General features: G+C 59.5%; 21 protein-coding genes. 19 read left to right on the plus strand and 2 right to left on the minus strand.

Annotated elements, in window-relative coordinates:
* Positions 1-56: 56 nt before the first annotated feature.
* Positions 57-2,759 carry a [protein-PII] uridylyltransferase gene (locus tag OH720_RS05500; protein ID WP_272604835.1) on the minus strand — a complete coding sequence of 901 codons (2,703 nt, stop codon included), beginning with the start codon at positions 2,757-2,759 and terminating at the stop codon, positions 57-59.
* Positions 2,760-2,799: 40 nt separating this feature from the next.
* Positions 2,800-3,582, minus strand: a complete 783-nt coding sequence (gene map / locus OH720_RS05505) for a type I methionyl aminopeptidase (RefSeq protein ID WP_008057306.1) — start codon at positions 3,580-3,582, stop codon at positions 2,800-2,802.
* A 372-nt stretch (positions 3,583-3,954) separates the two neighbouring features.
* On the opposite strand from map, the gene rpsB reads away from it, so the two are divergent.
* From rpsB to OH720_RS05600, 19 genes are all read left to right on the plus strand, one after another.
* Positions 3,955-4,692, plus strand: a complete 738-nt coding sequence (rpsB, locus tag OH720_RS05510) for a 30S ribosomal protein S2 (RefSeq protein WP_008057307.1) — start codon at positions 3,955-3,957, stop codon at positions 4,690-4,692.
* Positions 4,693-4,882: 190 nt separating this feature from the next.
* Positions 4,883-5,746: a translation elongation factor Ts gene (gene tsf / locus OH720_RS05515; RefSeq protein WP_008057308.1), complete on the plus strand. Its 864-nt coding sequence runs from the start codon at positions 4,883-4,885 to the stop codon at positions 5,744-5,746.
* Between the two features lie 209 nt (positions 5,747-5,955).
* The gene (gene pyrH, locus OH720_RS05520) at positions 5,956-6,699 is read left to right on the plus strand and encodes a UMP kinase (RefSeq protein ID WP_003222124.1); all 744 of its coding nucleotides are present in this window, start codon (positions 5,956-5,958) and stop codon (positions 6,697-6,699) included.
* The gene (frr, locus tag OH720_RS05525) at positions 6,696-7,253 is read left to right on the plus strand and encodes a ribosome recycling factor (protein WP_008057309.1); all 558 of its coding nucleotides are present in this window, start codon (positions 6,696-6,698) and stop codon (positions 7,251-7,253) included. The genes pyrH and frr overlap by 4 nt, the downstream gene beginning before the upstream one ends.
* A gap of 13 nt (positions 7,254-7,266) precedes the next feature.
* Positions 7,267-8,022: a polyprenyl diphosphate synthase gene (uppS, locus tag OH720_RS05530; protein WP_272604836.1), complete on the plus strand. Its 756-nt coding sequence runs from the start codon at positions 7,267-7,269 to the stop codon at positions 8,020-8,022.
* On the plus strand, positions 8,022-8,828 hold the full coding sequence (locus tag OH720_RS05535) for a phosphatidate cytidylyltransferase (RefSeq protein WP_272604837.1): 807 nt from the start codon (positions 8,022-8,024) through the stop codon (positions 8,826-8,828). The genes uppS and OH720_RS05535 overlap by 1 nt, the downstream gene beginning before the upstream one ends.
* Positions 8,825-10,015: a 1-deoxy-D-xylulose-5-phosphate reductoisomerase gene (gene ispC, locus OH720_RS05540; protein ID WP_272604838.1), complete on the plus strand. Its 1,191-nt coding sequence runs from the start codon at positions 8,825-8,827 to the stop codon at positions 10,013-10,015. The genes OH720_RS05535 and ispC overlap by 4 nt, the downstream gene beginning before the upstream one ends.
* A 54-nt stretch (positions 10,016-10,069) precedes the next feature.
* Positions 10,070-11,422, plus strand: coding sequence for an RIP metalloprotease RseP (gene rseP / locus OH720_RS05545; RefSeq protein ID WP_272604839.1), 1,353 nt, complete (start codon positions 10,070-10,072; stop codon positions 11,420-11,422).
* A 74-nt stretch (positions 11,423-11,496) separates the two neighbouring features.
* Positions 11,497-13,872: an outer membrane protein assembly factor BamA gene (gene bamA, locus OH720_RS05550; protein ID WP_272604840.1), complete on the plus strand. Its 2,376-nt coding sequence runs from the start codon at positions 11,497-11,499 to the stop codon at positions 13,870-13,872.
* 45 nt (positions 13,873-13,917) lie between these two features.
* Positions 13,918-14,421, plus strand: a complete 504-nt coding sequence (locus tag OH720_RS05555; RefSeq protein ID WP_008057318.1) for an OmpH family outer membrane protein — start codon at positions 13,918-13,920, stop codon at positions 14,419-14,421.
* Positions 14,422-14,424: 3 nt separating this feature from the next.
* A complete protein-coding gene (gene lpxD / locus OH720_RS05560) occupies positions 14,425-15,480 on the plus strand; it encodes a UDP-3-O-(3-hydroxymyristoyl)glucosamine N-acyltransferase (RefSeq protein WP_008057320.1) in 1,056 nt (351 codons plus the stop codon).
* A 108-nt stretch (positions 15,481-15,588) separates the two neighbouring features.
* Positions 15,589-16,029: a 3-hydroxyacyl-ACP dehydratase FabZ gene (fabZ, locus tag OH720_RS05565; RefSeq protein ID WP_007940511.1), complete on the plus strand. Its 441-nt coding sequence runs from the start codon at positions 15,589-15,591 to the stop codon at positions 16,027-16,029.
* A complete protein-coding gene (gene lpxA, locus OH720_RS05570; RefSeq protein ID WP_008057322.1) occupies positions 16,026-16,802 on the plus strand; it encodes an acyl-ACP--UDP-N-acetylglucosamine O-acyltransferase in 777 nt (258 codons plus the stop codon). The genes fabZ and lpxA overlap by 4 nt, the downstream gene beginning before the upstream one ends.
* A gap of 2 nt (positions 16,803-16,804) precedes the next feature.
* Positions 16,805-17,935, plus strand: a complete 1,131-nt coding sequence (gene lpxB, locus OH720_RS05575) for a lipid-A-disaccharide synthase (protein WP_272604841.1) — start codon at positions 16,805-16,807, stop codon at positions 17,933-17,935.
* An 11-nt stretch (positions 17,936-17,946) separates the two neighbouring features.
* Positions 17,947-18,573: a ribonuclease HII gene (gene rnhB, locus OH720_RS05580; RefSeq protein ID WP_272606403.1), complete on the plus strand. Its 627-nt coding sequence runs from the start codon at positions 17,947-17,949 to the stop codon at positions 18,571-18,573.
* Between the two features lie 215 nt (positions 18,574-18,788).
* Positions 18,789-22,310, plus strand: coding sequence for a DNA polymerase III subunit alpha (gene dnaE, locus OH720_RS05585; RefSeq protein WP_272604842.1), 3,522 nt, complete (start codon positions 18,789-18,791; stop codon positions 22,308-22,310).
* 140 nt (positions 22,311-22,450) lie between these two features.
* Positions 22,451-23,398, plus strand: coding sequence for an acetyl-CoA carboxylase carboxyltransferase subunit alpha (locus OH720_RS05590; protein ID WP_008057327.1), 948 nt, complete (start codon positions 22,451-22,453; stop codon positions 23,396-23,398).
* Between the two features lie 133 nt (positions 23,399-23,531).
* A complete protein-coding gene (tilS, locus tag OH720_RS05595) occupies positions 23,532-24,860 on the plus strand; it encodes a tRNA lysidine(34) synthetase TilS (RefSeq protein WP_272604843.1) in 1,329 nt (442 codons plus the stop codon).
* 274 nt (positions 24,861-25,134) lie between these two features.
* Complete coding sequence (locus tag OH720_RS05600; RefSeq protein WP_272604844.1) at positions 25,135-26,766, plus strand: CTP synthase; 1,632 nt, start codon at positions 25,135-25,137, stop codon at positions 26,764-26,766.
* Position 26,767 lies beyond the last annotated feature (1 nt).

The raw sequence follows: 26,767 nt of genomic DNA on the forward strand, positions 1-26,767 counted from the left end.
TTTGCGAGTTTTTCGCGAGCAAGCTCGCTCCTACAGAAGGGCGGGCCATTGTTGATTCAGATACTGATGCGCGACAGTTTGATATCGGGTTCCTGGTTGACGCTCAATTGTTCCACGATTGCGTCCTGCAAACGACTGCACAGCAACGGGTCGGACAGCGGCTGGTTGTTCGCGTCGGTGATGAAGAACACGTCTTCCACGCGTTCGCCGAGGGTGGCGATCTTGGCGTTCTGCAGCGACAGGTCGAACTCCAGGAAGATCGTCCCGACTCGCGCCAGCAGGCCTGGGCGGTCGGGGGCGGTCAGTTCCAGCACGGTCACCGGACGCTGGGCGTCGTTGTGGATCGTCACCTGTGGTGCAAAGGCGAAATGCTTGAGCTGGCGCGGCACCCGACGCTGGATGATCGTCGGGTAGTCGTCCGGATTACGCAGGGCTTCGGTCAGGCCGTCACGGATCTGCTTGACCCGTGCCGGATTATCGCCGATCGAGTCGCCGTCGGTGTCGAGCACGATGTAGGTGTCGAGGGTGAACTGGCTGCTGGAGGTGATGACCCGGGCGTCATGGATGTTCAGGTTGAGCTGGTCCATCGCGGCCACGGTCACGGCGAAGAAATCGTGCTGGTCCGGTGCGTAGATGAAGATCTGCGTGCCGCCCTCGAACTCGCGTTGGGTGGTTTCCTTGATCAGCACCAGCGGCCCGCCGTCGGCCGGCTGCTGGAGGATCGCATCGCTGTGCCAGGCGACGTCGCCGGCGGTGTGGCGCAGGAAGTAGTCATCCCCCAATTGCGCCCACAATTGCTCGACGTCGTCCGGGTCGGTGCCACCGCGCACCAGGATGTCCAGCGCGGCGCTCTGGGTCTGGCGGATCTGCTCTTCGCGGTCCACCGGGTTTTCCAGGCCGCGACGCAGGGCGCGCTTGGTTTCGGTGTAGAGCTGGCGCAGCAGGCTGGCCCGCCAGGAGTTCCACAGCGTCGGGTTGGTGGCGTTGATGTCGGCGACCGTCAGCACATACAGGTAGTCGAGGCGGGTTTCATCGCCCACGGTCTGGGCGAAATCATGGATCACCTGCGGGTCGGACAAATCCTTGCGCTGGGCCGTGGTCGACATTACCAAGTGGTTTTGCACCAGCCAGACGATCAGGCGGCTGTCCCACACCGGCAGTTGATGGCGCTGGCAGAAGGCCTCGGCGTCCACCGCGCCAATTTCCGAGTGATCGCCATGCCGGCCCTTGCCGATGTCGTGGTACAGGCCGGCCAGGTAGATCAGTTCAGGCTTGGGCAGCTTGGCCATGAGCTTGCTGGCCAGCGGGAATTTTTCCGAGACCTGGGTGTACTGCAGCTTACGCAGGTGCTTGATCAGGTTCAGGGTGTGGGCGTCAACCGTATAGATGTGGAACAGGTCGTGCTGCATCTGGCCGACGATGAATCCGAATTCCGGTAGATAACGCCCGAGAATGCCGTAGCGGTTCATCCGGCGCAGGTTGCGGTGGATGCCGATCTTGCACTTGAACAGCTCGATGAACAGGCTGGTGTTGCGTATGTCGTTGCGGAAGTCGTCGTTGATCAGGTGCCGATTTTCGCGCAACAGACGAATGGTGTCGGCGCGCACACCCTTGATTTCCGGTTGCTGGGCCATCAGCACGAAGATCTCGAGCATGGCGAACGGCGTGCGGCGGAACACGTTGTCGTTGCGCGCCTCGATGTAGCCGTCGTGCAGCTGGAATCGCGAGTTGACCGGTTGTGGCGGCGCGGCATCCTCCGGCGCGAGGATGACTTCCTCGAAGTGCTGGATGATCAGGTCGCTGAGCTGGGCAATGCTCATGACCACGCGGAAATACTGCTGCATGAAGTTTTCGACGGCTTGCTTGGCGTCGTCGCCCTGGAATCCCAGCAGCCCGGCAATGGTGCGCTGGTGATCGAACAGCAGGCGGTCTTCGGAGCGACCGGCGAGCATGTGCAGCGCGTAGCGCACCTTCCACAAGAACTCCTGGGAGGAGGCCAGCAGGGCGTTCTCGCTTTCGACCAGGAAACCTTCGCCGGCCAGTGCCCGCAGGTTCAGGGTGCCGTACTCGCGACGGGCCACCCAGAGAATCGTCTGGATATCCCGCAGTCCGCCGGGCGAGCCCTTGACGTTGGGTTCCAGGTTGTATTCGGTGTCGTTGTACTTGTGGTGCCGGGCTTTCTGCTCGGCGCGCTTGGCCAGGAAGAAGTCCTTGCTCGGCCACATGTGCGCGGTGCTGGTGACATCCAGCATGCGCTGGCGCAGGTGTTCGGGACCGGTGATGGTGCGGCTTTCCATCAGGTTGGTCACGACCGTCAGGTCGGCGCGGGCTTCCTCGGCGCACTCGTCAACCGAGCGAACGCTCTGGCCGACTTCCAGGCCGATGTCCCACAGCAGGGTCAGGAAACGCTCGATGGGATCACGGAAAACCTCGTGATCCGCACTGTCCAGCAGGATCAGCAGGTCGATATCGGAATAAGGATGCAATTCGCCACGACCGTAGCCGCCGACCGCGACCAGCGCGATGTCGGCGTCCTCGCTCCAGTTGAATTGCTCCCAGGCCTTTTGCAGGATGTTGTCGACGAACCAGGCGCGGTCCTCGATCAGGCGGCGAATGTCCCGGCCGCTGCGAAAGCGCCCGTCGAGCACTTCGCGAGCCTGGCGGATCGCCTTCTTGAAGGCCGCGATCGGGCTGGCCTTCAGGGCCAGTTCAGCCTGGAACTGGCCACGATCGAAGAGTTCGGGATCCACCTGCGGCATCGATTGCTTTCCTTTCTATAGGCTGGGTACGGTGACGGGATCAGGCCGAAACGCGGGGGATGGTGTCATCGCTGCGCAGGGTGAAGATCTCGTAGCCGGTTTCGGTCACCAGCAGGGTGTGTTCCCACTGGGCCGACAGCTTGCGGTCCTTGGTGATCGCGGTCCAGCCATCGCCCAGCACCTTGGTGTCGGCGCGGCCCTGGTTGATCATCGGCTCGATGGTGAAGGTCATGCCGGCCTTCAGTTCCATGCCGGTGCCGGCACGGCCGTAATGCAGGATCTGCGGCTCTTCATGGAACACCTTGCCGATGCCGTGGCCGCAGAACTCGCGAACCACCGAAAAGCCGTTTTTCTCGGCGTGCTTCTGGATGATTTCACCGATGTCGCCCAGGCGGCAGCCGGGCTTGACGATCTCGATTGCCTTGTACATGCATTCCTGGGTCACTTGCGACAGGCGCTCGGCCCAGACCGGCACCGTGCCGACGTGGAACATGCGGCTGGTGTCGCCGTGGTAGCCGTCCTTGATGACCGTGACGTCGATGTTCAGGGTATCGCCATCCTTGAGCGGCTTGTCGTTCGGGATGCCGTGGCAGACCACATGGTTGATCGAGGTGCAGATTGACTTCGGGTAGCCCTTGTAGTTCAGCGGGGCAGGGATGGCCTTCTGTTCGTTGACGATATAGTCGTGACAGATCTGGTTGAGTTGATCGGTGGTGACGCCCGGCTTGACATATTCGGCAATCATTTCCAGCACATCGGCGGCCAGTTTTCCGGCGATGCGCATTTTTGCGATGTCCTCGGGGGTTTTGAGGGTGACGGTCATACAGGCTCTCTCTGCGCTCGATGGCGCTTTCTAAACGAAAAGGGCGTTGCGCGATCGATCTTCGCAGCCCTGAAAAACGCGATTCTAACAGACGATCAGCGCAAATCCGCGGCTCCGTAGATCGCTTCTCTCTATAGAATGGCGCATTCCGGGCCGATTCCAAGGGATGGTGGCGTGCGTTTGCCTCGATTTCAGAATCCGGGTTCCGTTTTTTCCTGCCCTGTGGTATAAAATGCGCCGCTTTCCGGGGATGCCCCGAAAAGCTTAAATCCACACACGTGTCGACACGATGACCTGGGTGCCGCAAGCGAAATGCTGGTGGTTGGTCATTGGGATACGTGGAGGCCAAACCCGACTTATTAAGGAACTATCATGTCCCAAGTCAACATGCGCGATATGCTGAAGGCCGGTGTGCACTTCGGTCACCAGACCCGTTACTGGAACCCGAAAATGGGTAAATACATTTTCGGCGCGCGTAACAAGATCCACATCATCAACCTTGAAAAAACCCTGCCAATGTTCAACGAAGCTCTGACTTTCGTAGAGCGCCTGGCCCAGGGCAAAAACAAGATTCTGTTCGTCGGCACCAAGCGTTCCGCTGGCAAGATCGTTGCTGAAGAAGCAGCACGTTGCGGTTCGCCGTACGTCGATCACCGCTGGTTGGGCGGCATGCTGACCAACTTCAAGACCATCCGTGCTTCCATCAAGCGTCTGCGTGACCTTGAAGTACAAGCCGAAGACGGTACTTTCGCCAAGCTGACCAAGAAAGAAGCGCTGATGCGCTCCCGTGACCTGGAAAAGCTGGATCGTTCCCTGGGTGGTATCAAGGACATGGGCGGTCTGCCAGACGCTCTGTTCGTTATCGACGTTGATCACGAGCGCATCGCGATCACCGAAGCCAACAAGCTGGGCATCCCGGTTATCGGCGTAGTCGATACCAACAGCAGCCCGGAAGGCGTTGACTACATCATCCCAGGCAACGATGACGCAATCCGCGCTATCCAGCTGTACATGGGTTCGATGGCTGACGCTGTTATCCGTGGTCGCAACAACGTTGCTGGCGGCACCGAAGTTTTCGTTGAAGAAGCTCCGGCAGCTGCAGCTGAGTAATTGACGCCCTGGCGTTGACTCAGTAAGCAAAAAGGGGGCTTGGCCCCCTTTTTGCCACCTCGAAAACCGTTTGTCGGCGCCCACTGCTCTATCTGTAACGTGCGGCAGCTAACAAGGGTGGTTCGGGAAGAATTGAACGCCCGTTCGATCGGGTGGAATGGTTGATAACCTATCCAAGAGGAATTTTGAAATGGCAGAGATTACTGCAGCGTTGGTCAAAGAACTGCGCGAGCGTACCGGCGAAGGCATGATGGACTGCAAAAAGGCCTTGACCAAGGCTGGCGGCGACATCGAAAAAGCCATTGATGACATGCGTGCTTCGGGCGCCATCAAGGCTGCCAAGAAAGCGGGCAACGTTGCCGCTGAAGGCGCCATCGCCATCAAGGCTGACGACAAGTCCGCCGTACTGCTGGAAGTGAACTCGCAGACCGACTTCCTGGCCCTGCAAGACGACTTCAAGAACTTCGTTGCTGCCAGCGTAGAAAAAGCCTTCGCCGAAAAACTGACCGACGCAGCTCCGCTGATCGCCGCTCAGGAATCGGCTCGTGAAGCCCTGGTGGCCAAAGTTGGCGAAAACGTCAACATCCGTCGCCTGGTTCGCGTTGAAGGTGACGTGGTCGGTACTTACCTGCACGGTAACAAGATCGGTGTTGCTGTTGTTCTCAAGGGCGGCGATGTTCAGCTGGCCAAAGAGATCGCCATGCACGTGGCTGCAAGCAACCCTGAGTTCCTGCTGCCATCGCAGGTTTCGCCAGAAGCCATCGAACGTGAAAAGGGCGTTTTCCTGTCCTTGAACGAAGACAAGATGAAAGGCAAGCCAGCTGAAATCGTCGAGAAGATGATTGCTGGTCGTATCACCAAGTTCCTGGCCGAAGCCAGCCTGGTTGAGCAGGCTTTCGTCATGAACCCGGAAGTTACCGTAGGCGCCCTGGCCAAGAAAGCCGGCGCTGAAATCGTTTCCTTCACCTACTTCAAGGTTGGCGAAGGCATCGAGAAGCCAGTAGACAACTTCGCTGAAGAAGTTGCTGCACAGCTGGCTGCCGCCAAGCAATAAGACGGTTTTTTAACTGTCGCCCTGAAGAGGCTGCCCGCTCACGCGCGCAGCCTCTTTTCAGATGGGTTGCCAATTTTTATTGGTTTCCGTTTGGAACTGGCTTACAAAGCCATGTTCCGATGGCGCTGAAGCAGCGCCACGCTAGAGTGAACGCCAGCTGAAAACAGCTCGCAAAGAATTTTTAAAATACGCCGCAGGAGAGATTCGCAATGGCTCAGCAGGGCAGTGGTTATCAGGCTCGCTATAAACGCATTCTACTCAAGCTTAGCGGCGAGGCCCTGATGGGCTCGGAAGAGTTCGGGATCGATCCGAAAGTTCTGGATCGCATGGCGCTGGAAGTCGGCCAACTGGTTGGCATCGGTGTCCAGGTCGGTCTGGTGATCGGCGGCGGCAACCTGTTCCGCGGCGAAGCGCTGAGCAAGGCCGGCATGGATCGGGTTACGGGCGACCACATGGGCATGCTGGCCACTGTGATGAACGCCTTGGCCATGCGCGATGCGCTGGAACGTGCCAATATCTCGGCCATCGTGATGTCGGCCATCTCCATGGTCGGCGTGACCGATCACTACGATCGCCGCAAGGCCATGCGCCACCTGAATTCCAAGGATGTGGTGATTTTCGCGGCCGGCACCGGTAACCCGTTCTTCACCACGGATTCGGCTGCCTGCCTGCGTGCAATTGAAATCGACGCCGATGTCGTGCTCAAGGCAACCAAGGTCGATGGCGTCTACACCGCTGACCCATTCAAGGACCCGCATGCCGAGAAGTTCGATCATCTGACCTACGATGAAGTACTGGATCGCAAGCTGGGCGTGATGGATCTGACGGCCATTTGCCTGTGCCGCGACCACAAGATGCCGTTGCGCGTATTTAACATGAACAAGCCCGGCGCCCTGCTGAACATCGTGCATGGTGGCGCTGAAGGGACCCTGATCGAGGAAGGCCAACAATGATCAACGAAATCAAGAAAGACGCTCAAGAGCGCATGCAGAAGTCCGTGGAATCGCTGGCGCACAACTTCGGTCGTATCCGTACCGGCCAGGCGCACCCAAGCATCCTGGAAGGTGTGATGGTTCCGTACTACGGTGCCGATACCCCGATCAAGCAAGTGGCGAACATCACCGTCAAGGACGCCCGTACCCTGCAAGTCGTTGCCTTTGAGCGCAACATGCTGGGCGCCGTGGACAAGGCCATTGGCAGTGCCGGCCTGAACCTGAACCCGACCAACCTGGGCGAGTTGCTGCTGATCTCCATGCCGGCCCTGACCGAGGAAACCCGCAAGGGCTTCACCAAGCAGGCGCGTGACGTGGCTGAGGATGCCCGGGTTGCCGTGCGCAACATCCGTCGCGATGCCAACAGCCAGCTCAAGGATCTGGTCAAGGAAAAGGAAATCAGCGAAGACGAAGAGCGTCGCGCAACTGGCGAAATCGATGATCTGACCAAGAAGTACGTGGCTCAAATCGATGCGAACCTGGCGCAGAAAGAAAAAGACCTGATGGCCGTATAAGGGTCGCGTTTTCATGGAAAAGACTAAGCAGGTTGCACCGTCCACGGTGCCGCGCCATGTCGCGATCATCATGGATGGTAATAATCGCTGGGCGAAAAAACGCTTTATGCCGGGTGTCGCCGGGCATAAAGCGGGTGTGGATGCGGTGCGCGCGGTCATCGAGGTGTGCGCTGAGGCGGGGGTCGAGGTGCTGACCCTGTTCGCGTTCTCCAGTGAGAACTGGCAACGTCCAGCCGATGAAGTGAGTGCCTTGATGGATCTGTTCTTCAAGGCATTGCGTCGAGAGGCCAAGCGCCTCAATGACAACAACATCAGCTTGCGCATCATTGGCGATCGCTCGCGCTTCCACCCCGAACTGCAGGCTGCCATGCGTGAAGCCGAGGCCATGACGGCCGGCGCCAATCGCTTCGTCCTCCAGATCGCCGCCAACTACGGCGGTCAGTGGGATATCGCACAAGCCGCACAACGCCTGGCGCGTGAAGTCCAGGCCGGGCATCTGCGGCCGGAAGATATCACCCCTGAGCTGCTGCAAACCTGTCTGGTCACCGGCGACCTGCCGTTGCCGGATTTGTGCATCCGTACCGGTGGCGAACATCGCATCAGTAACTTCCTGCTGTGGCAACTGGCCTACGCCGAGTTGTACTTCTCCGACCTGTTCTGGCCGGACTTCAAACACGATGCCATGCGCAATGCGCTGGCCGATTTCGCATCTCGCCAGCGCCGCTTCGGTAAAACGAGCGAGCAGGTCGAGGCTGGAGCCCGGGTTTAATGCTTAAACAACGAATCATCACCGCGCTGATCCTGCTGCCGATTGCCCTGTGCGGGTTTTTTCTGCTGGAGGGTTCCGCTTTTGCGCTGTTCATCGGCCTGGTCGTGACCCTGGGTGCCTGGGAATGGGCGCGCCTGGCCGGTTTCACTGCTCAAGCGTTTCGTGCCGGCTATGCCGCCGTCGTCGCATTGATGCTGTTCGTCATGTACATCCTGCCTGGCCTCGCGCCATGGGTGTTGGGTGCTTCGGTGATCTGGTGGGCGGTGGCGACCTATCTGGTGCTGACCTACCCACGCTCCAGCGAGCATTGGGCAAGCGCCGCCTGCAAGCTGGTGATCGGCCTGTTGATCCTTTTGCCGGCCTGGCAAGGCCTGGTACAGATCAAGCAGTACCCGCTGGGTAACTGGCTGATCATGGCGGTGATGGTGCTGGTTTGGGGTGCCGATATCGGTGCTTATTTTTCCGGGCGTGCTTTCGGCAAGCGCAAGCTGGCGCCGCAGGTCAGCCCGGGCAAAAGCTGGGAAGGCGTGTACGGCGGCCTGGCCTTGAGCCTGGTGATCACCACCCTGGTTGCCCTGGTGCGTGACTGGACGGTGGCGCAATTGTTCAAGGGCTTGATCGGCGCTGCGCTGATCGTATTCGTCTCGGTGGTGGGTGATCTCACCGAAAGCATGTTCAAGCGCCAGTCCGGGATCAAGGACAGCAGTAATCTGCTGCCGGGGCATGGCGGCGTGCTGGACCGCATCGATAGCCTGACCGCGGCGATCCCGGTGTTTGCGGTGCTGTTGTGGATGGCTGCACCGTGAGCCGCCCTCAACAGATAACTGTCCTGGGGGCCACGGGCTCGATCGGCTTGAGCACCCTGGATGTCATCGCCCGACACCCTGAGCGCTATCAAGTCTTCGCCTTGAGCGGTTTCAGCCGCCTGAGCGAGCTGCTGGCGCTGTGCGTGCGTCACGCCCCACAGTTTGCAGTGGTGCCTGAGCCCGCTGCTGCCCGCTGCTTGCAGGATGATCTGCGCGCTGCAGGCCTGTCGACTCGGGTTCTGGTGGGGGAGGAGGGGCTGTGCCAGGTGGCTGCCGCCCCTGAGGTCGATGCGGTCATGGCGGCCATCGTCGGCGCAGCGGGCTTGCGTCCGACCCTGGCGGCCGTTGAGGCCGGCAAGAAGATCCTCCTGGCCAACAAGGAAGCGCTGGTCATGTCCGGCGCGTTGTTCATGCAGGCTGTGCGCAAAAGCGGGTCGGTATTGCTGCCGATCGACAGTGAGCACAACGCGATTTTCCAGTGCATGCCCCGGGATTTTGCCCGTGGCCTGGATTCGGTCGGCGTGCGCCGGATCCTGCTGACCGCCTCTGGCGGTCCGTTCCGGCAGACACCCATGGCTGAGCTGGCGCATGTTTCGCCCGAGCAGGCCTGTGCCCACCCTAACTGGTCCATGGGGCGCAAGATCTCGGTCGATTCGGCCAGCATGATGAATAAAGGGCTTGAATTGATCGAGGCCTGCTGGCTGTTCGATGCCAAGCCGTCCCAGGTTGAAGTGGTGATTCACCCGCAAAGTGTGATTCATTCGCTGGTCGACTACATCGATGGCTCGGTATTGGCCCAGTTGGGCAATCCGGACATGCGCACGCCGATCGCCAATGCACTGGCCTGGCCCGAGCGAATAGACTCAGGCGTGCCGCCGCTGGACTTGTTTGCAGTCGCGCGCCTGGACTTCCAGGCCCCCGATGAAGATCGATTCCCGTGCCTGCGCCTGGCTCGTCACGCCGCCGAGGCGGGCAACAGCGCTCCGGCGATGTTGAATGCGGCAAATGAAGTCGCTGTGGCGGCCTTTCTCGACGGACGGGTTCGATACCTGGAAATCGCGAGTATCATCGAAGAAGTACTCAATCTCGAGCCTGTGGTTGTAGTGAATGATCTAGAGGCGGTGTTCACGGCGGACGCCAAGGCGCGTGTACTGGCCGAGCAGTGGTTGAGTCGTCACGGGCGGTAAGTGTTGCCATGCGCCGGCCCATGCAGGACTGGATTAGGAATGCGGAGAAAATAGATGAGCGCGCTCTATATGATTGTCGGCACCCTGGTCGCTCTGGGTGTGCTGGTTACCTTCCACGAGTTCGGCCATTTCTGGGTCGCGCGTCGCTGTGGGGTCAAGGTGCTGCGTTTCTCCGTAGGCTTTGGCATGCCGCTGCTGCGCTGGCACGACAAGCAGGGTACTGAATTCGTGGTGGCTGCCATTCCGTTGGGCGGCTACGTGAAAATGCTCGACGAGCGTGAAGGCGAAGTGCCGGCCGATCAGCTCGATCAATCCTTCAACCGTAAATCGGTGCGCCAGCGCATTGCGATCGTGGCGGCAGGGCCGATTGCCAACTTTTTGTTGGCGATGGTGTTTTTCTGGGCGTTGGCGATGCTCGGTACCGAGCAGGTCCGCCCGGTCATTGGCGCTGTCGAGTCCGGCAGCCTTGCTGCCAGGGCAGGCCTGGGCGCAGGCCAGGAAATCATTGCCATCGACGGCGAACCCACTTCCGGTTGGGCTGCGGTCAATCTGCAACTGGTTCGTCGCCTGGGTGAAAGCGGTTCCCTGCAATTGCTGGTTCGTGAGCAGGGATCCACGGTGGATTCGCCTCGTGAGCTGGTGCTGGACAAGTGGCTCAAGGGTGCTGATGAGCCGGATCCGATTCGTTCGCTGGGTATTCGTCCATGGCGTCCGGCATTGCCACCCGTGTTGGCTGAGCTGGATCCCAAAGGCCCGGCCCAGGCGGCTGGCCTGAAGACCGGTGACCGGCTGTTGGCGGTGGACGGCAAGGCGGTGGATGACTGGCAACAGGTCGTCGATACGGTCCGTATGCATCCTGATACCAAGATCATGCTGCGGGTCGAGCGTGACGCTGCTCAAATCGACGTTCCTGTGATGTTGGCTGCCCGTGGCGAAAGCAAGGCCCCCACTGGTTACCTTGGCGCGGGCGTAAAAGCGGTCGATTGGCCGCCGGAGATGATTCGCGAAGTCAGTTATGGGCCGTTGGCCGCCGTGGGGGAGGGGGCTCGACGCACCTGGACGATGAGCCTGCTGACCCTCGATTCGCTGAAGAAAATGTTGTTCGGTGAGCTCTCGGTAAAAAACTTGAGTGGACCGATAACCATTGCTAAAGTGGCGGGCGCTTCGGCCCAGTCGGGCGTCGCTGATTTCCTGAATTTCCTTGCTTATCTGAGTATTAGCCTGGGTGTTCTGAATTTGCTGCCCATTCCTGTGCTGGATGGGGGGCATTTGTTGTTTTATCTGATCGAGTGGGCGCGTGGTCGTCCCTTGTCGGATCGGGTGCAAGGTTGGGGGATACAGATCGGCATCAGTTTGGTGATTGGGGTGATGTTGCTTGCTCTGGTCAATGATCTGGGTCGACTGTAACGCTTCGCTGAATTGCGAACCTGCCGCATTTTGCGGCAGTTTGTTTATTGCCAGTTGGAATAAGAAAGGACTTCATGAAACGTCTGCTGCTAACTGCGGTTCTCACCGTATTGATGATCGCCGAAGTTCACGCCGAGTCCTTCACTATCTCTGATATTCGCGTCAATGGCCTCCAGCGGGTCTCCGCGGGTAGCGTCTTTGGTGCTTTGCCGTTGAACGTCGGTGAACAGGCGGATGATCGACGCCTGGTGGAATCCACTCGTGCGCTGTTCAAAACCGGGTTCTTTCAAGATATCCAGCTGGGCCGCGATGGCAACGTCCTGGTCATTACGGTAGTCGAACGTCCGTCGGTTGCCAGTATCGAGATCGAAGGCAACAAGGCGATCTCCACTGAAGACCTGATGAAGGGCCTCAAGCAATCCGGCCTGGCCGAAGGCGAGATCTTCCAGCGCGCCACCCTCGAAGGTGTGCGTAACGAACTGCAACGCCAGTACGTCGCCCAGGGCCGCTACTCGGCTACCGTCGACACTGAAGTGGTGCCGCAACCGCGCAACCGCGTTGGTCTGAAGGTCAACATCAACGAAGGCACCGTTGCAGCTATCCAGCACATCAACGTGGTAGGCAACACGGTCTTCCCTGATGAAGACCTGATCGACCTGTTCGAACTCAAGACCACCAACTGGCTGTCGTTCTTCAAGAACGATGACAAGTACGCCCGTGAAAAACTCTCCGGTGACCTGGAGCGCCTGCGTTCCTACTACCTGGACCGCGGCTACATCAACATGGACATCGCTTCGACCCAGGTGTCCATCACCCCGGACAAGAAGCACGTCTACATCACCGTCAACATCAACGAAGGTGACAAGTACACCGTTCGTGACGTGAAGCTCAGCGGTGACCTGAAAGTCCCTGAAGACCAGGTCAAGTCCCTGCTGCTGGTGCAGAAAGGCCAGGTGTTCTCGCGCAAGCTGATGACCACCACCTCCGAGCTGATCACCCGTCGCCTGGGTAACGAGGGTTACACCTTCGCCAACGTCAACGGCGTACCTCAGCCCCACGATGACGACCACACGGTAGACATCACTTTCGCTGTCGATCCAGGCAAGCGCGCCTACGTGAACCGCATCAACTTCCGTGGCAACACCAAGTCGGAAGACGAAGTGCTGCGCCGTGAAATGCGCCAGATGGAAGGTGGCTGGGCGTCGACTTACCTGATCGACCAGTCCAAGACCCGTTTGGAACGCCTGGGCTTCTTCAAGGAAGTCAACGTTGAAACCCCGGCTGTACCGGGTGTCGATGACCAGGTGGACGTCAACTACAGCGTTGAAGAACAGGCTTCCGGTTCGATTACCGCCAGCGTCGGTTTCGCCCAGAGCGCGGGCCTGATCCTCGGTGGTTCGATCACCCAGAACAACTTCCTGGGTACCGGTAACAAGGTCAGCCTCGGCTTGACCCGCAGTGAATACCAGAGTCGCTACAACTTCGGTTATGTCGACCCCTACTGGACTGCCGATGGCGTGAGCCTGGGTTACAACGCCTTCTACCGTACAACTGACTACGACGATCTTGACGTCGACGTGGCCAGCTATGCCGTGGATAGCCTGGGTGCAGGCGTGAGCGTCGGCTACCCGATCAGCGAGACTTCGCGCCTGACCTTCGGCCTGACGGCCCAGCAGGACGAGATCAAGACCGGTGTGTATACCGTTGACGAGATTTTCGACTTCGTTAACAAGGAAGGCGACAAGTACCTGAACTTCAAGGCGTCGGCCGGTTGGTCCGAGTCGACCTTGAACAAAGGCGTACTGGCGACCCGTGGCCATTCCCAGAGCCTCGTGCTGGAAACCACGACGCCGGGCAGCGACCTGTCGTTCTTCAAGCTCGACTACCGCGGTCAGTTGTTCCAACCACTGAGCGACAGCTACACCATGCGCCTGCATACCGAACTGGGTTATGGCGATGGTTATGGTTCGACCGATGGCTTGCCATTCTATGAAAACTACTATGCTGGTGGTTTCAACTCGGTTCGTGGCTTCAAGGACAGCACTTTGGGTCCTCGCAGTACGCCAAGTACCGGCAAGAACCCTGGCACTGCGCTCGACCCGGACCAGGATCCGCTGCCGTTCGGTGGTAACGTGCTGATCCAGGGTGGTGTGGAAGTTCTGTTCCCTCTGCCATTCGTCAAGGATCAGCGTTCCCTGCGCACTTCGGTATTCTGGGATGTGGGTAACGTATTCGACTCATCGTGCTCTGATACTGTGAACGCCGATGGCACGAAGTCCAACACCAAGTGCAACGACATCAGTCTGAGCAATATGGCCAGTTCCGTCGGTGTGGGTGTGACCTGGGTCACCGCACTGGGTCCTCTGAGTTTTGCGTTGGCCATGCCAGTCAAGAAACCGGATGACGCTGAAACTCAAGTGTTCCAATTCTCCCTCGGTCAGACGTTCTAAGCGTCTGCCCCAAGATAACGACAATGGATTTTGTAGGAGTGCATCGTGCGTAAGTTGACTCAATTGGTTCTCCTGGCTTCCGTACTGGTTGCAGGTCCGGCATTTGCCGACATGAAAATCGCCGTTCTGAACTATCAGATGGCCCTGCTGGAATCCGATGCGGCCAAGAAGTACGCCGTGGATGCCGAGAAGAAGTTCGGTCCACAGCTGAGCAAGCTCAAGACTCTGGAAAGCAGCGCCAAGGGCATCCAGGATCGCCTGATGGCCGGTGGCGACAAAATGCAGCAAGGCGAGCGTGAGCGTCTGGAGCTTGAGTTCAAGCAAAAGGCGCGTGACTTCCAGTTCCAGTCCAAGGAACTGAACGAAGCCAAAGCCGTTGCCGACCGTGAAATGCTGAAGCAGCTCAAGCCGAAACTGGACAGCGCTGTGGAAGAAGTCATCAAGAAAGGTGCTTTTGACCTGGTCTTCGAGCGTGGTGCAGTGATTGATGTCAAGCCTCAGTACGACATCACGCGCCAGGTTATCGAGCGCATGAATCAGCTGAAGTAATCCATGACCGTGACCATTAAGCTCGGCCAGCTGGCCGAGTTCCTCGGCGCCACGCTACGTGGCGACCCGGAGAAAGCAATTACCGGGCTAGCCACCTTGCAGGAGGCTGGCCCAACTCAGTTGAGCTTTCTCGCAAACCCCCAATACCGCAAGTACCTGGCAGGCAGCCAGGCGGCAGGGCTGTTGCTCAAGGCCGCTGACGCCGAAGGTTTTGCCGGCGATGCATTGGTGGTGCCTGATCCTTACGCAGCATACGCGCGTATTTCCCACCTGTTCGATCCCAAGCCCAAGGCGGTAGCCGGTGTGCACCCGACGGCTGTGATTGCAGCGGATGCGGTAGTCGACCCGGCGGCGAGTATCGGTGCATTTGCGGTGATCGAAAGCGGGGCGCATATTGCTGCCGGTACGACCGTGGGTGCGCATTGCTTCATCGGTGCCCGTAGCGTCGTTGGCGAGGGTGGCTGGCTGGCCCCGCGCGTCACGCTGTATCACGACGTGCGCGTCGGTAAACGGGTGGTGATTCAGTCCGGTGCGGTACTTGGTGGTGAAGGTTTTGGCTTTGCCAACGAGAAAGGCATCTGGCAAAAAATCGCCCAGATCGGTGGCGTGCTGGTCGGCGACGATGTGGAAATTGGCGTGAACACCGCCATCGACCGCGGTGCGCTGGCCGATACCATCATTGGTAATGGCGTGAAGCTCGACAACCAGATTCAGATCGCCCACAACGTCCAGGTAGGTGATCACACCGCCATGGCGGCGTGCGTGGGTATCTCCGGCAGCACCAAGATCGGCAAGCATTGCATGCTCGCCGGTGGCGTAGGGCTGGTGGGGCATATCGATATTTGCGACAACGTGTTCATCACCGGGATGACCATGGTGACCCACTCGATCACCGAGCCGGGTGCCTATTCCTCCGGTACGGCGATGCAGCCAGCCGCCGAATGGCGCAAAAGCGCGGCACGTATTCGTCAGCTCGATGACATCGCGCGGCGTCTGCGACAGCTGGAAAAGCAAGCAGGGGAAGTGACCCCTGGCGGTAATGCTTCATCAGATGGCTGATACCATTTCCATATCAAGTGTGCACAGCCGCTAGACTGCGTCCTTGATTTGCTAGCGGAGTGTGCGTCAGTCGCGCGCTCCCAATCTTTACATAGGCTTCCCCCCGAAATGATGGACATCAACGAGATTCGCGAATACCTGCCTCACCGTTACCCGTTCCTGCTGGTGGACCGGGTCGTGGATCTGGACGTGGAAGGCAAGCGCATTCGCGCCTACAAGAATGTCAGCATCAACGAACCGTTCTTCAATGGTCACTTTCCTGCGCATCCAATCATGCCGGGCGTACTGATCATCGAAGCGATGGCTCAGGCTGCCGGGATCCTTGGTTTCAAAATGCTCGACGTGAAACCGGCCGACGGCACCCTTTATTACTTCGTCGGCTCCGACAAGCTGCGCTTCCGCCAGCCTGTACTGCCGGGCGATCAGTTGATTCTTGAAGCCAAGTTCATCAGCTGCAAGCGTCAGATCTGGAAGTTCGAGTGCCAGGCTTCGGTCGATGGCAAGCCGGTCTGCTCTGCTGAAATCATCTGCGCGGAACGCAAACTATGAGTTTGATCGACCCTCGCGCAATCATCGATCCGAAAGCCGTCCTGGCTGACGGTGTCGAGGTCGGCCCTTGGTCGATCGTCGGCGCAGGTGTGGAAATCGGCGAGGGCACGGTAATCGGGCCGCACGTTATTCTCAAAGGCCCGACCCGAATCGGGAAGCACAACCGTATCTACCAGTTTTCCTCGGTAGGTGAGGACACGCCCGATCTGAAATACAAAGGCGAGGAAACCCGCCTGGTGATCGGTGATCACAACGTCATCCGCGAAGGCGTGACGATTCATCGTGGGACCATTCAGGATCGTTCGGAAACGACCCTGGGCGATCACAACTTGATCATGGCCTACGCCCACATCGGTCACGACAGTGTCATCGGCAACCACTGCATCCTGGTCAACAACACGGCGCTGGCCGGCCATGTGCATGTGGAAGACTGGGCGATCCTGTCCGGTTTCACCCTGGTTCACCAGTATTGCCACATCGGCGCCCACAGCTTTTCCGGCATGGGTACCGCCATTGGCAAGGACGTCCCGGCCTATGTCACGGTATTCGGCAACCCGGCCGAAGCCCGCAGCATGAACTTCGAAGGCATGCGCCGTCGCGGTTTCAGCGAAGACGCGATCCACGCCCTGCGTCGTGCCTACAAGGTGGTGTATCGCCAGGGGCTGACGGTTGAGCAGGCGCTCGCCGAATTGGCCGAATCCTCTGCCCAGTTCCCTGAAGTGGCGGTGTTCCGCGATTCCATACAGTCCTCGACCCGCGGCATCACCCGCTAATCATGGCCAATCTGCGTATTGCGCTGGTGGCGGGCGAGGCTTCCGGCGACATTCTGGGCGCGGGCCTGATGCGTGCGCTCAAGGCGCGCCATCCGGCGGTCGAGTTCATCGGTGTCGGCGGCCCATTGATGCAGGCCGAGGGCCTGACGTCCTATTTCCCCATGGAACGCCTGTCGGTCATGGGCCTGGTGGAAGTGCTGGGCCGCTTGCGTGAATTGCTGGCGCGGCGCAAAAAGCTGGTGGCCGACCTGATCGCCGCGAAGCCGGACGTATTCATCGGTATCGACGCCCCGGACTTCAACCTCAATATCGAACTCAAGCTGCGTCAGGCCGGGATCAAGACCGTGCATTACGTCAGCCCGTCGGTCTGGGCGTGGCGGCAGAAGCGCGTGCTGAAGATTCGCGAAGGTTGCGACCTGATGCTCACGCTGTTCCCGTTCGAAGCGAAATTCTACGAAGAGAAAGGCGTGCCGGTGCGGTTTGTCGGGCATACCTTGGCCGATGCCATTCCGCTGGAAGCCGACCGTGCTGCTGCGCGGGCCGAACTGGGATTGCCTGACGGGCCGTTGGTTGCGCTGATGCCCGGCAGTCGTGGCGGCGAAGTCGGCCGTCTCGGTGCCTTGTTTCTTGATACGGCCCAGCGCCTACGGGCACTGCGCCCCGGTGTGCGGTTTGTAGTGCCTTGCGCCAACCCACAGCGCCGGGCGCAGCTGGAAGAGCTGTTGGCCGGTCGCGATTTGCCGCTGACCTTGCTCGACGGCAAGTCCCATCTGGCGTTGGCGGCATGCAATGCCGTGCTGATTGCCTCCGGTACAGCAACGCTTGAAGCCTTGTTGTACAAGCGGCCGATGGTGGTTGCCTATCGCCTGGCACCGCTGACGTTCTGGATTCTCAAGCGCATGGTGAAAAGTCCCTACGTGTCCTTGCCGAACCTGCTGGCCCAGCGCTTGTTGGTGCCCGAGTTGTTGCAGGACGATGCCACGGTGGAAGCGCTGGCCCAAACCCTGTCGCCGCTGATCGAGGGTGGCGAAGAGCAAACCCGCGGTTTTGATGAAATTCACCGGACCCTTCGTCTGGATGCCTCCAATCAGGCTGCGGATGCAGTGCTGAACCTGATCGACCCGGTAAAATGAGTAAAAAAAGTATGCAAATGGGGCTGGATTTCACCTTGGTCGCGGAGGTTGAAGAATTGGTAGCCGGAGTCGATGAAGTCGGACGTGGACCGCTCTGTGGCGCGGTGGTCACGGCTGCGGTGATTCTTGATCCGAACCGTCCGATCCTCGGGCTCAACGACTCGAAGAAACTCACCGAGGCCCGCCGCGAAAAGCTCTACGACGAAATCTGCGAAAAAGCCCTGAGCTGGTGCATTGCCCGCGCGGAAGTCGAAGAAATCGACGAGCTGAACATCCTTCACGCCACCATGCTGGCCATGCAGCGCGCGGTCGCCGGGCTGCACATCCAGCCGAAACTGGCGATGATTGACGGGAACCGTTGCCCGAAATTGCCGATGCGCTCCGAAGCGGTGGTCAAGGGTGATAGCAAGGTGCCGGCCATCGCTGCGGCATCGATCCTGGCCAAGGTCAGTCGTGACCGTGAAATGGCTGCTTTCGAATTGATTTACCCCGGTTACGGCATCGGCGGACACAAAGGCTACCCGACGCCCGTTCATCTGGAAGCCCTGGCACGCTTGGGCCCGACCCCGATTCACCGGCGCTCGTTTGCCCCGGTACGTCTGGCATATGAGGCGCAGGAAGGACTCATTGTGAGTTAGTCCAAGGCTGATTTTTTCTACCAAGGCCCGGTACAATCCGGCGTCTTAAAGCGTCACGAGCGCAGGTAAGACAAGGCGAACGGTAGCGAGAAAGCGGAGTTGACTTTAGTCAATGAGCATTTCGAGTTGCCGTTCAACGCAGTATTACCAAGCGCAGTAGCTTTAAACGCCGGATTTCCGGGCATTGTTGTTTTCACGTTTTAGACAGGATCACTATGCCGGCTTCATTCGTTCACCTGCGCCTGCACACTGAATACTCCCTGGTCGACGGTCTGGTGCGGATCAAGCCGCTGGTCAAGACCCTGGTCGGCATGAACATGCCTGCCGTAGCGGTCACTGACCAGAACAACATGTGTTCCCTGGTCAAATTCTATAAAAACGCCATGGGTGCCGGGATCAAGCCGATCTGCGGCGCCGACCTGTGGCTGTCGAACAAGGATCCGGACAACCCCCTGAGCCGGATCAGCCTGCTGGTAATGAATGCCGCGGGCTATCGCAATCTCACCGAATTGATCTCTCGCGGTTTTATCGACGGTCAACGCAACGGCTCGATCATCATCGAGCGTGAATGGGTGGCCGAAGCCAGCGACGGCCTGATCATGCTGTCTGCGGCCAAAGAGGGTGAAATCGGCCAGGCCATGCTCAGCGGCAACCCGGATGAAGCGGAAAACCTGGCGCGTGAATGGATGGCCGTGTTTCCGGATCGCTTCTATCTGGAAATCCAGCGCACCAACCGCCCCAACGATGAAGAGCAACTGCATGGCGCCGTGGCGCTGGCCGAGAAAATCGGCGCTCCGCTGGTTGCGACCAACGATGTGCGCTTCATCAAGCAGGAAGATTTCGCCGCCCACGAAACCCGCGTGTGCATCGGTGAGGGCCGGGCCCTCGACGACCCGCGTCGTTCGAAAAACTACAGCGATCAGCAGTACCTCAAAAGTGCCGAGGAAATGGCCGAGCTGTTCAGCGATATTCCCGAGGCGCTGGAAAACACCGTCGAGATCGCCAAGCGCTGCAACATCGAAGTCAAGCTGGGCACGCACTTCCTGCCCAACTTCCCGATCCCCGATGGCATGACCATCGACGAGTACTTCCGCAAGGTGTCCTTCGATGGCCTGGAGGAACGGCTGTCCGTCCTGCTGCCCAAGGAAACCACCGAAGACTATGAGGCCAAGCGCCAGGTCTATGTCGACCGGCTGAATTTCGAGCTGGATATCATCATCCAGATGGGCTTCCCCGGTTACTTCCTGATCGTTATGGACTTCATCCAGTGGGCTAAGAGCAACGGCGTGCCGGTCGGTCCTGGCCGGGGGTCGGGTGCCGGATCGCTGGTGGCCTATGTGCAGAAGATCACCGACCTCGACCCGCTGGAATATGACCTGCTGTTCGAACGTTTCCTTAACCCGGAACGGGTCTCCATGCCCGACTTCGACGTCGACTTCTGCATGGACGGTCGCGACCGGGTGATCGACTATGTGGCCGAAAAATATGGCCGCAACGCGGTAAGCCAGATCATCACCTTCGGTTCCATGGCGGCCAAGGCTGTGGTCCGTGACGTAGCGCGGGTGCAGGGCAAGTCCTACGGCCTGGCGGATCGTCTGTCGAAGATGATTCCGTTCGAAGTCGGCATGACCCTGGAAAAGGCCTACGAACAGGAAGAAATCCTGCGTGACTTCATCAAGGTCGATGAAGAAGCTGCGGAAATCTGGGAGATGGCCCGCAAGCTTGAGGGCGTTGTGCGTAACGTCGGCAAGCACGCCGGTGGCGTGGTGATCGCGCCGACCAAACTGACTGACTTCTCGCCAATCTATTGCGACGAAGCCGGCGATGGCCTGGTAACCCAGTTCGATAAGGACGACGTTGAGGCGGCCGGCCTGGTGAAGTTCGACTTCCTCGGCCTGCGGACCCTGACAATCATCGACTGGGCGCTGAAAACCATCAACCGCGACCGCGCCAAGGTCAACGAACCGCCGCTGGACATCGCGTTCATCCCGCTGGATGACAAACCGACTTATACCCTGCTGCAGAAAGCTGAAACCACCGCGGTGTTCCAGCTTGAATCACGCGGCATGAAGGAGCTGATCAAAAAGCTCAAGCCCGACTGCCTGGAAGACTTGATCGCACTGGTGGCATTGTTCCGTCCGGGTCCGCTGCAATCGGGCATGGTGGATGACTTCATCAACCGTAAGCACGGCCGCGCCGAGCTGGCGTACCCGCACTCGGACTACCAGTACGAAGGCCTCAAGCCGGTGTTGGCCCCGACCTACGGCATCATCCTGTATCAGGAACAGGTGATGCAGATTGCCCAGGTCATGGCCGGTTACACCCTCGGCGGTGCGGACATGCTGCGTCGGGCGATGGGTAAGAAAAAGCCCGAGGAAATGGCCAAGCAGCGCGGCGGTTTCATTGAAGGTTGCGCCACCAACAACATCGATGCCGACCTCGCCGGTAACATCTTCGACCTGGTAGAAAAGTTCGCCGGTTATGGCTTCAACAAATCCCACTCCGCGGCTTACGGCCTGGTGTCGTACCAGACCGCGTGGCTGAAAGCGCACTACCCGGCGCCGTTCATGGCCGCGGTACTCTCGGCGGACATGCACAACACCGACAAGGTCGTGACCTTGATCGAAGAAGTGCGCACGATGAAGCTGCGTCTCGACGCGCCGGACGTGAACACTTCCGAGTTCAAGTTCACGGTGAACGACGAAGGCCGGATCATCTACGGCCTGGGTGCGATCAAGGGTGTGGGCGAGGGGCCGGTGGAGGCGATCACCGAGGCGCGCCAGGACGGTCCGTTCAAGGACCTGTTCGATTTTTGCGCCCGGGTCGACCTCAAGCGCATCAACAAACGCACCCTCGACGGCTTGATCCGCAGCGGTGCACTGGATCGCCTGGGCCCGTATTTCCACGACGAAGCCAAAGCCTACCAGGCCAATATCGACCGCAACCGCGCAGTCTTGCTGACCGCGATGGAAGAGGCGATCAAGGCCGCCGAGCAAACCGCCCGCACCCATGACAGCGGCCATGCCGACCTGTTTGGTGGGCTGTTCGTGGAAGAAGATGCCGACGTCTACGCCAATCATCGCAAAGCCAAGGAACTGACCCTCAAGGAGCGGCTCAAGGGCGAGAAAGACACCCTGGGCCTGTACCTGACCGGTCACCCGATCGACGAATACGAAGGGGAAATCCGTCGTTTCGCCCGTCAGCGCATCATCGACCTGAAACCGGCGCGCGACACCCAGACCGTTGCCGGCATGATCATCGCCCTGCGGGTGATGAAGAACAAAAAGGGCGACAAGATGGGCTTCATCACCCTAGACGACCGTTCGGGGCGGATCGAAGCGTCGCTGTTCGCCGATGCCTTCCATTCCGCGCAATCGCTGTTGCAGACCGATGCGATGGTGGTGGTCGAAGGCGAAGTCAGCAACGACGACTTTTCCGGCGGCCTGCGGTTGCGGGTCAAGCGGGTGATGAGCATGGAAGATGCGCGCACCAACCTGGCCGAAAGCCTGCGCCTGAAGCTGCATGCCAAGGATCTCAAGGGCGATCAGCTACGCTGGCTGGGTGAACTGTTGAAGCGTCACCGCGGTGCGTGCCCGATCACCATGGACTACACAAGTCCCGATGCGAAAGCCTTGCTGCAGTTCGGCGAAGGCTGGCGAATCGACCCGGCGGATGCGTTGATTCAAGCCCTGCGTGACCAGTTCGGGCGAGACAACGTCTTCCTCCAATACCGTTAAGGTCAGGGTGACATTACGCAACCCTGGGCTTGAGCAGAATTTTTAATCTCGACCTTAACGCGCCTGTCCCTTATGGTAGGGCGCGAATAGACAACCGGCCGGCCCAAGCTCCCTTGGACGCCGACCCAAGACGGACGCCTATGAACCCGAATTTTCTGGATTTCGAACAGCCGATCGCCGACCTGCAAGCCAAGATCGAAGAGTTGCGCTTGGTCGGTAATGACAATTCGCTGAATATCGGCGATGAGATCTCCCGCCTGCAGGACAAGAGCAGCACGTTGACTGAAGACATCTTCGGCAAGCTGACCAGCTGGCAGATCGCGCGTCTGGCGCGTCACCCGAAGCGTCCATATACCCTGGACTACATCGAACACATCTTCACCGAGTTCGATGAGCTGCACGGCGACCGTCACTTCTCCGACGACGCCGCCATCGTCGGTGGTATTGCCCGTCTGGAGGACCAGCCTGTGATGGTGATCGGTCACCAGAAAGGCCGCGAAGTGCGCGAGAAGGTTCGCCGTAACTTCGGCATGCCGCGTCCGGAAGGCTACCGCAAGGCTTGCCGCCTGATGGAAATGGCCGAACGTTTCAAGATGCCGATCCTGACCTTCATCGACACTCCGGGCGCTTACCCGGGCATCGACGCGGAAGAGCGCAACCAGAGCGAAGCGATTGCCTGGAACCTGCGCGTGATGGCTCGCCTGAAAACTCCAATCATCGCCACCGTGATCGGTGAAGGTGGTTCCGGTGGTGCACTGGCGATCGGTGTTTGCGATCAGCTGAACATGCTGCAGTACTCGACCTACGCGGTGATCTCGCCGGAAGGTTGCGCATCGATCCTGTGGAAAACCGCCGAGAAAGCCCCGGACGCCGCTGAAGCCATGGGCATCACCGCCGAGCGCCTCAAAGGCCTGGGCATCGTGGACAAAGTAATCGGCGAGCCCCTGGGTGGCGCGCACCGTGATCCGGCGGCTGCGGCTGCCTCGATCCGTGCCGAACTGAGCACGCAACTGGCGATGCTCAAGAAGCTCGACCACAAGGCGCTGCTGGACCGTCGTTATGAGCGTCTGATGAGCTACGGTCTCTAAGACGATCACGCTGTACCCATGTGGGAGCGGGCTTGCTCGCGAAAGCGGTATAACAGTCGACTTATGTGTTGAATGTTGAGCCGCCTTCGCGAGCAAGCCCGCTCCCACATTTGATTTGTGCAAAGGGAAAGATATGGATCGGCCCGCGATTGATTTGTCTTCCAGGCTTTTGCGCAATCTCGCCCCGTGGCGCAACGCTCCTGCCTGGCGCATCGCTTTCTCCGGCGGCCTCGACTCCACCGTCCTCCTGCACCTTCTCGCACACCTCGCCAAAACCGAATCCCTGCCAGCGCTGAGCGCCATCCATGTCCATCACGGCCTTCAGGCTGTGGCCGACGCGTGGCCGGAGCATTGCCGGCTGGTGTGTGAGTCGCTGGGAGTGCCGTTACAGGTCATTCGCGTCCGGGTGCAATCCGGCGCCAGCCTTGAGCGAGCCGCCCGTGATGCGCGTTATGCGGCGTTCAGTGAGGCCACTCAAGCCAATGAAGTGCTGCTCACGGCCCAACACCGTGACGATCAAGCGGAAACCTTGCTGTTTCGTCTGCTGCGTGGGGCCGGCGTTAGGGGGCTGTCAGGGATGCCACGCCAGCGCCCGCTGGGCAAAGGGCATCTGCTGCGGCCTTTGCTCGAGGCTACCCGCGCCGAGCTTGAGACCTACGCATCGGAACACAAGCTGAGCTGGATCGAGGATCCTTCCAACCAGGACCGGCAGTTCTCGCGCAATTACCTGCGTCATCAGGTGCTCCCGACATTGACTCTACGTTGGCCGCAGGCGGTGGCAACTATGGCTCGCAGTGCTGCACATCTCAGTGAGGCGCAGACCTTGCTCGATGATCTTGCGCAAATCGACTTGAGCCAGGCGAACACGCCAAGTGATTTCGATTGGCTGGGCCTGCCGTCGCTGGAGCTGGCCCCCCTGGAAAAACTCTCCGCCGCTCGCCAGCGCAATGCGCTCAGCCATTGGCTCGAACCCCTGACCCGACTGCCGGACAGTGACCATTGGTCGGGTTGGGTCGATTTGCGCGATGCCACCGGCGACGCGCGGCCGATCTGGCGCCTGGCCGATGGCGAGTTGCATCGGGCGGGCGGGCGTATCTGGTGGTTGTCCGGTGCCTGGTTGCGTGTGGCACCAGCGCCAGGAGCATGGCTTGAACCCACGCAGCCGTTGGCGTTGCCCGACAACGGCGTGCTCTCGCTCAGTGGGCAAATCCCCGCCGGAACGCTACAGATCCGCTATCGTGTGGGAGGCGAGGTGATGGATCTGCCTGGTCGTGGGCATCGCGACCTCAAGCGTTTGCTCAATGAAAGCGCGGTGCCGCTGTTCGTGCGCGGCAGATTGCCGCTGCTGTACAAGGGCGAGCAATTGCTGGCGGTGGCGAACCTGCCGGGGTTGGACGGCAAGGCGCGGGGTGACTGGCATTTACATTGGCAAACACCAGGCGAAGATCAAGGTTTGAGCTGAAAGGGGCTTTCCGGTAGACTACGCTCCCTTCTTGATACAACTTCTGTGGATTCGCCTGAATTGCAGGAGTTGCCGATTACCAAGCAGTCTTTGCTGGGCGATTCCAAAAAATGTGTAGCGAGCAACGAACCGGTGTTTCATTTCCCGGTCTGTCACAACGCGGCGGTTTTTTTGAAAGGTGCACTGTGATTAATGCAGGTGATCGGGGGCTTCGGCCTTCCTTCGCTTTCCCCGGCGGCTCGGACCGCTTTAACGCAGACTTCTAGGGTTTTTCATGACGCGCTACATATTCGTCACGGGCGGTGTTGTTTCTTCTTTGGGGAAAGGCATTGCATCGGCATCATTGGCGGCCATCCTGGAGGCGCGGGGACTTAAGGTCACCATGCTGAAGCTGGACCCGTACATCAACGTCGACCCGGGCACCATGAGCCCGTTCCAGCACGGTGAAGTGTTCGTCACCCACGACGGCGCCGAGACCGACCTGGACCTGGGCCACTACGAGCGGTTCATCCGCACGACCATGACCCAGAACAACAACTTCACCACCGGCCGTGTCTACGAGCACGTGCTGCGCAAAGAGCGCCGTGGTGACTACCTGGGTGCAACCATCCAGGTGATTCCGCACATCACCGACGAAATCAAGCGCCGCATCATCAAGGGCGCCGGCGATGCCGACGTGGCGATGGTCGAGATCGGTGGCACCGTGGGTGACATCGAATCGCAACCGTTCCTGGAGGCTATCCGCCAGCTGCGTTTCGAAGTCGGCGCCAAGCGCGCGATGCTGATGCACCTGACGCTGGTGCCGTACATCGCCACTGCTGGCGAAACCAAGACCAAGCCAACCCAGCACTCGGTGAAGGAACTGCGTTCCATCGGCCTGCAACCCGACGTGCTGGTGTGCCGCTCCGATCACCCGATCGATGTGTCGTCGCGTCGCAAGATCGCGCAGTTCACCAACGTTGAAGAACGTGCGGTGATCGCGCTGGAAGACGCCGACACCATCTACAAGATTCCGGGCATCCTGCACTCCCAGGGTCTGGACGACTTCGTCGTCGAGCGTTTCGGCCTGCAATGCGGCGGTGCCGACCTGTCCGAATGGGAAGCCGTGGTCGACGCCAAGCTCAACCCTGAGCATGAAGTCACCATCGCCATGGTTGGCAAGTACATGGAACTGCTGGACGCGTACAAGTCGCTGATCGAAGCGATGAGCCACGCCGGTATCAGCAACCGCACCAAGGTCAACCTGCGCTACATCGATTCCGAAGACATCGAGAACCAGGGCACTGCGCTGCTCGAAGGCGTCGACGCGATCCTGGTACCTGGCGGCTTCGGCCTGCGTGGCGTGGAAGGCAAGATCACTGCCGTCCAGTACGCTCGCGAAAACAAGGTGCCTTACCTGGGCATCTGCCTGGGCATGCAAGTGGCCGTAATCGAGTTCGCTCGTAACGTGCTGGGCTGGAAAGACGCCAACTCCACCGAGTTCGATCGTGCCAGCGGTCACCCGGTCGTGGGCCTGATCACCGAGTGGGAAGACGCCACCGGCGCTGTCGAAACCCGTACCGAATCGTCCGATCTGGGCGGCACCATGCGCCTGGGCGCACAGGATTGCCTGCTGGAGCCGGGCTCCCTGGTTCACGGCTGCTACGGCAAGGACGTGATCGTCGAGCGTCACCGTCACCGCTACGAAGTGAACAACAACCTGCTGCCACAGATCATGGAAGCCGGCCTGAAAATCTCCGGTCGTTCCGGTGATGGCGCGTTGGTCGAAGTGGTGGAAGCACCAGATCATCCATGGTTCGTCGCTTGCCAGTTCCACCCGGAGTTCACTTCGACACCACGCGACGGTCACCCGTTGTTCAGCGGTTTCGTTAAAGCTGCTTTGGCTCAACACCAGAAGAAGGCGTAAA

The sequence above is a fragment of the Pseudomonas sp. WJP1 genome, from assembly GCF_028471945.1.
In the GTDB taxonomy this organism is placed as follows: Bacteria; Pseudomonadota; Gammaproteobacteria; order Pseudomonadales; family Pseudomonadaceae; genus Aquipseudomonas.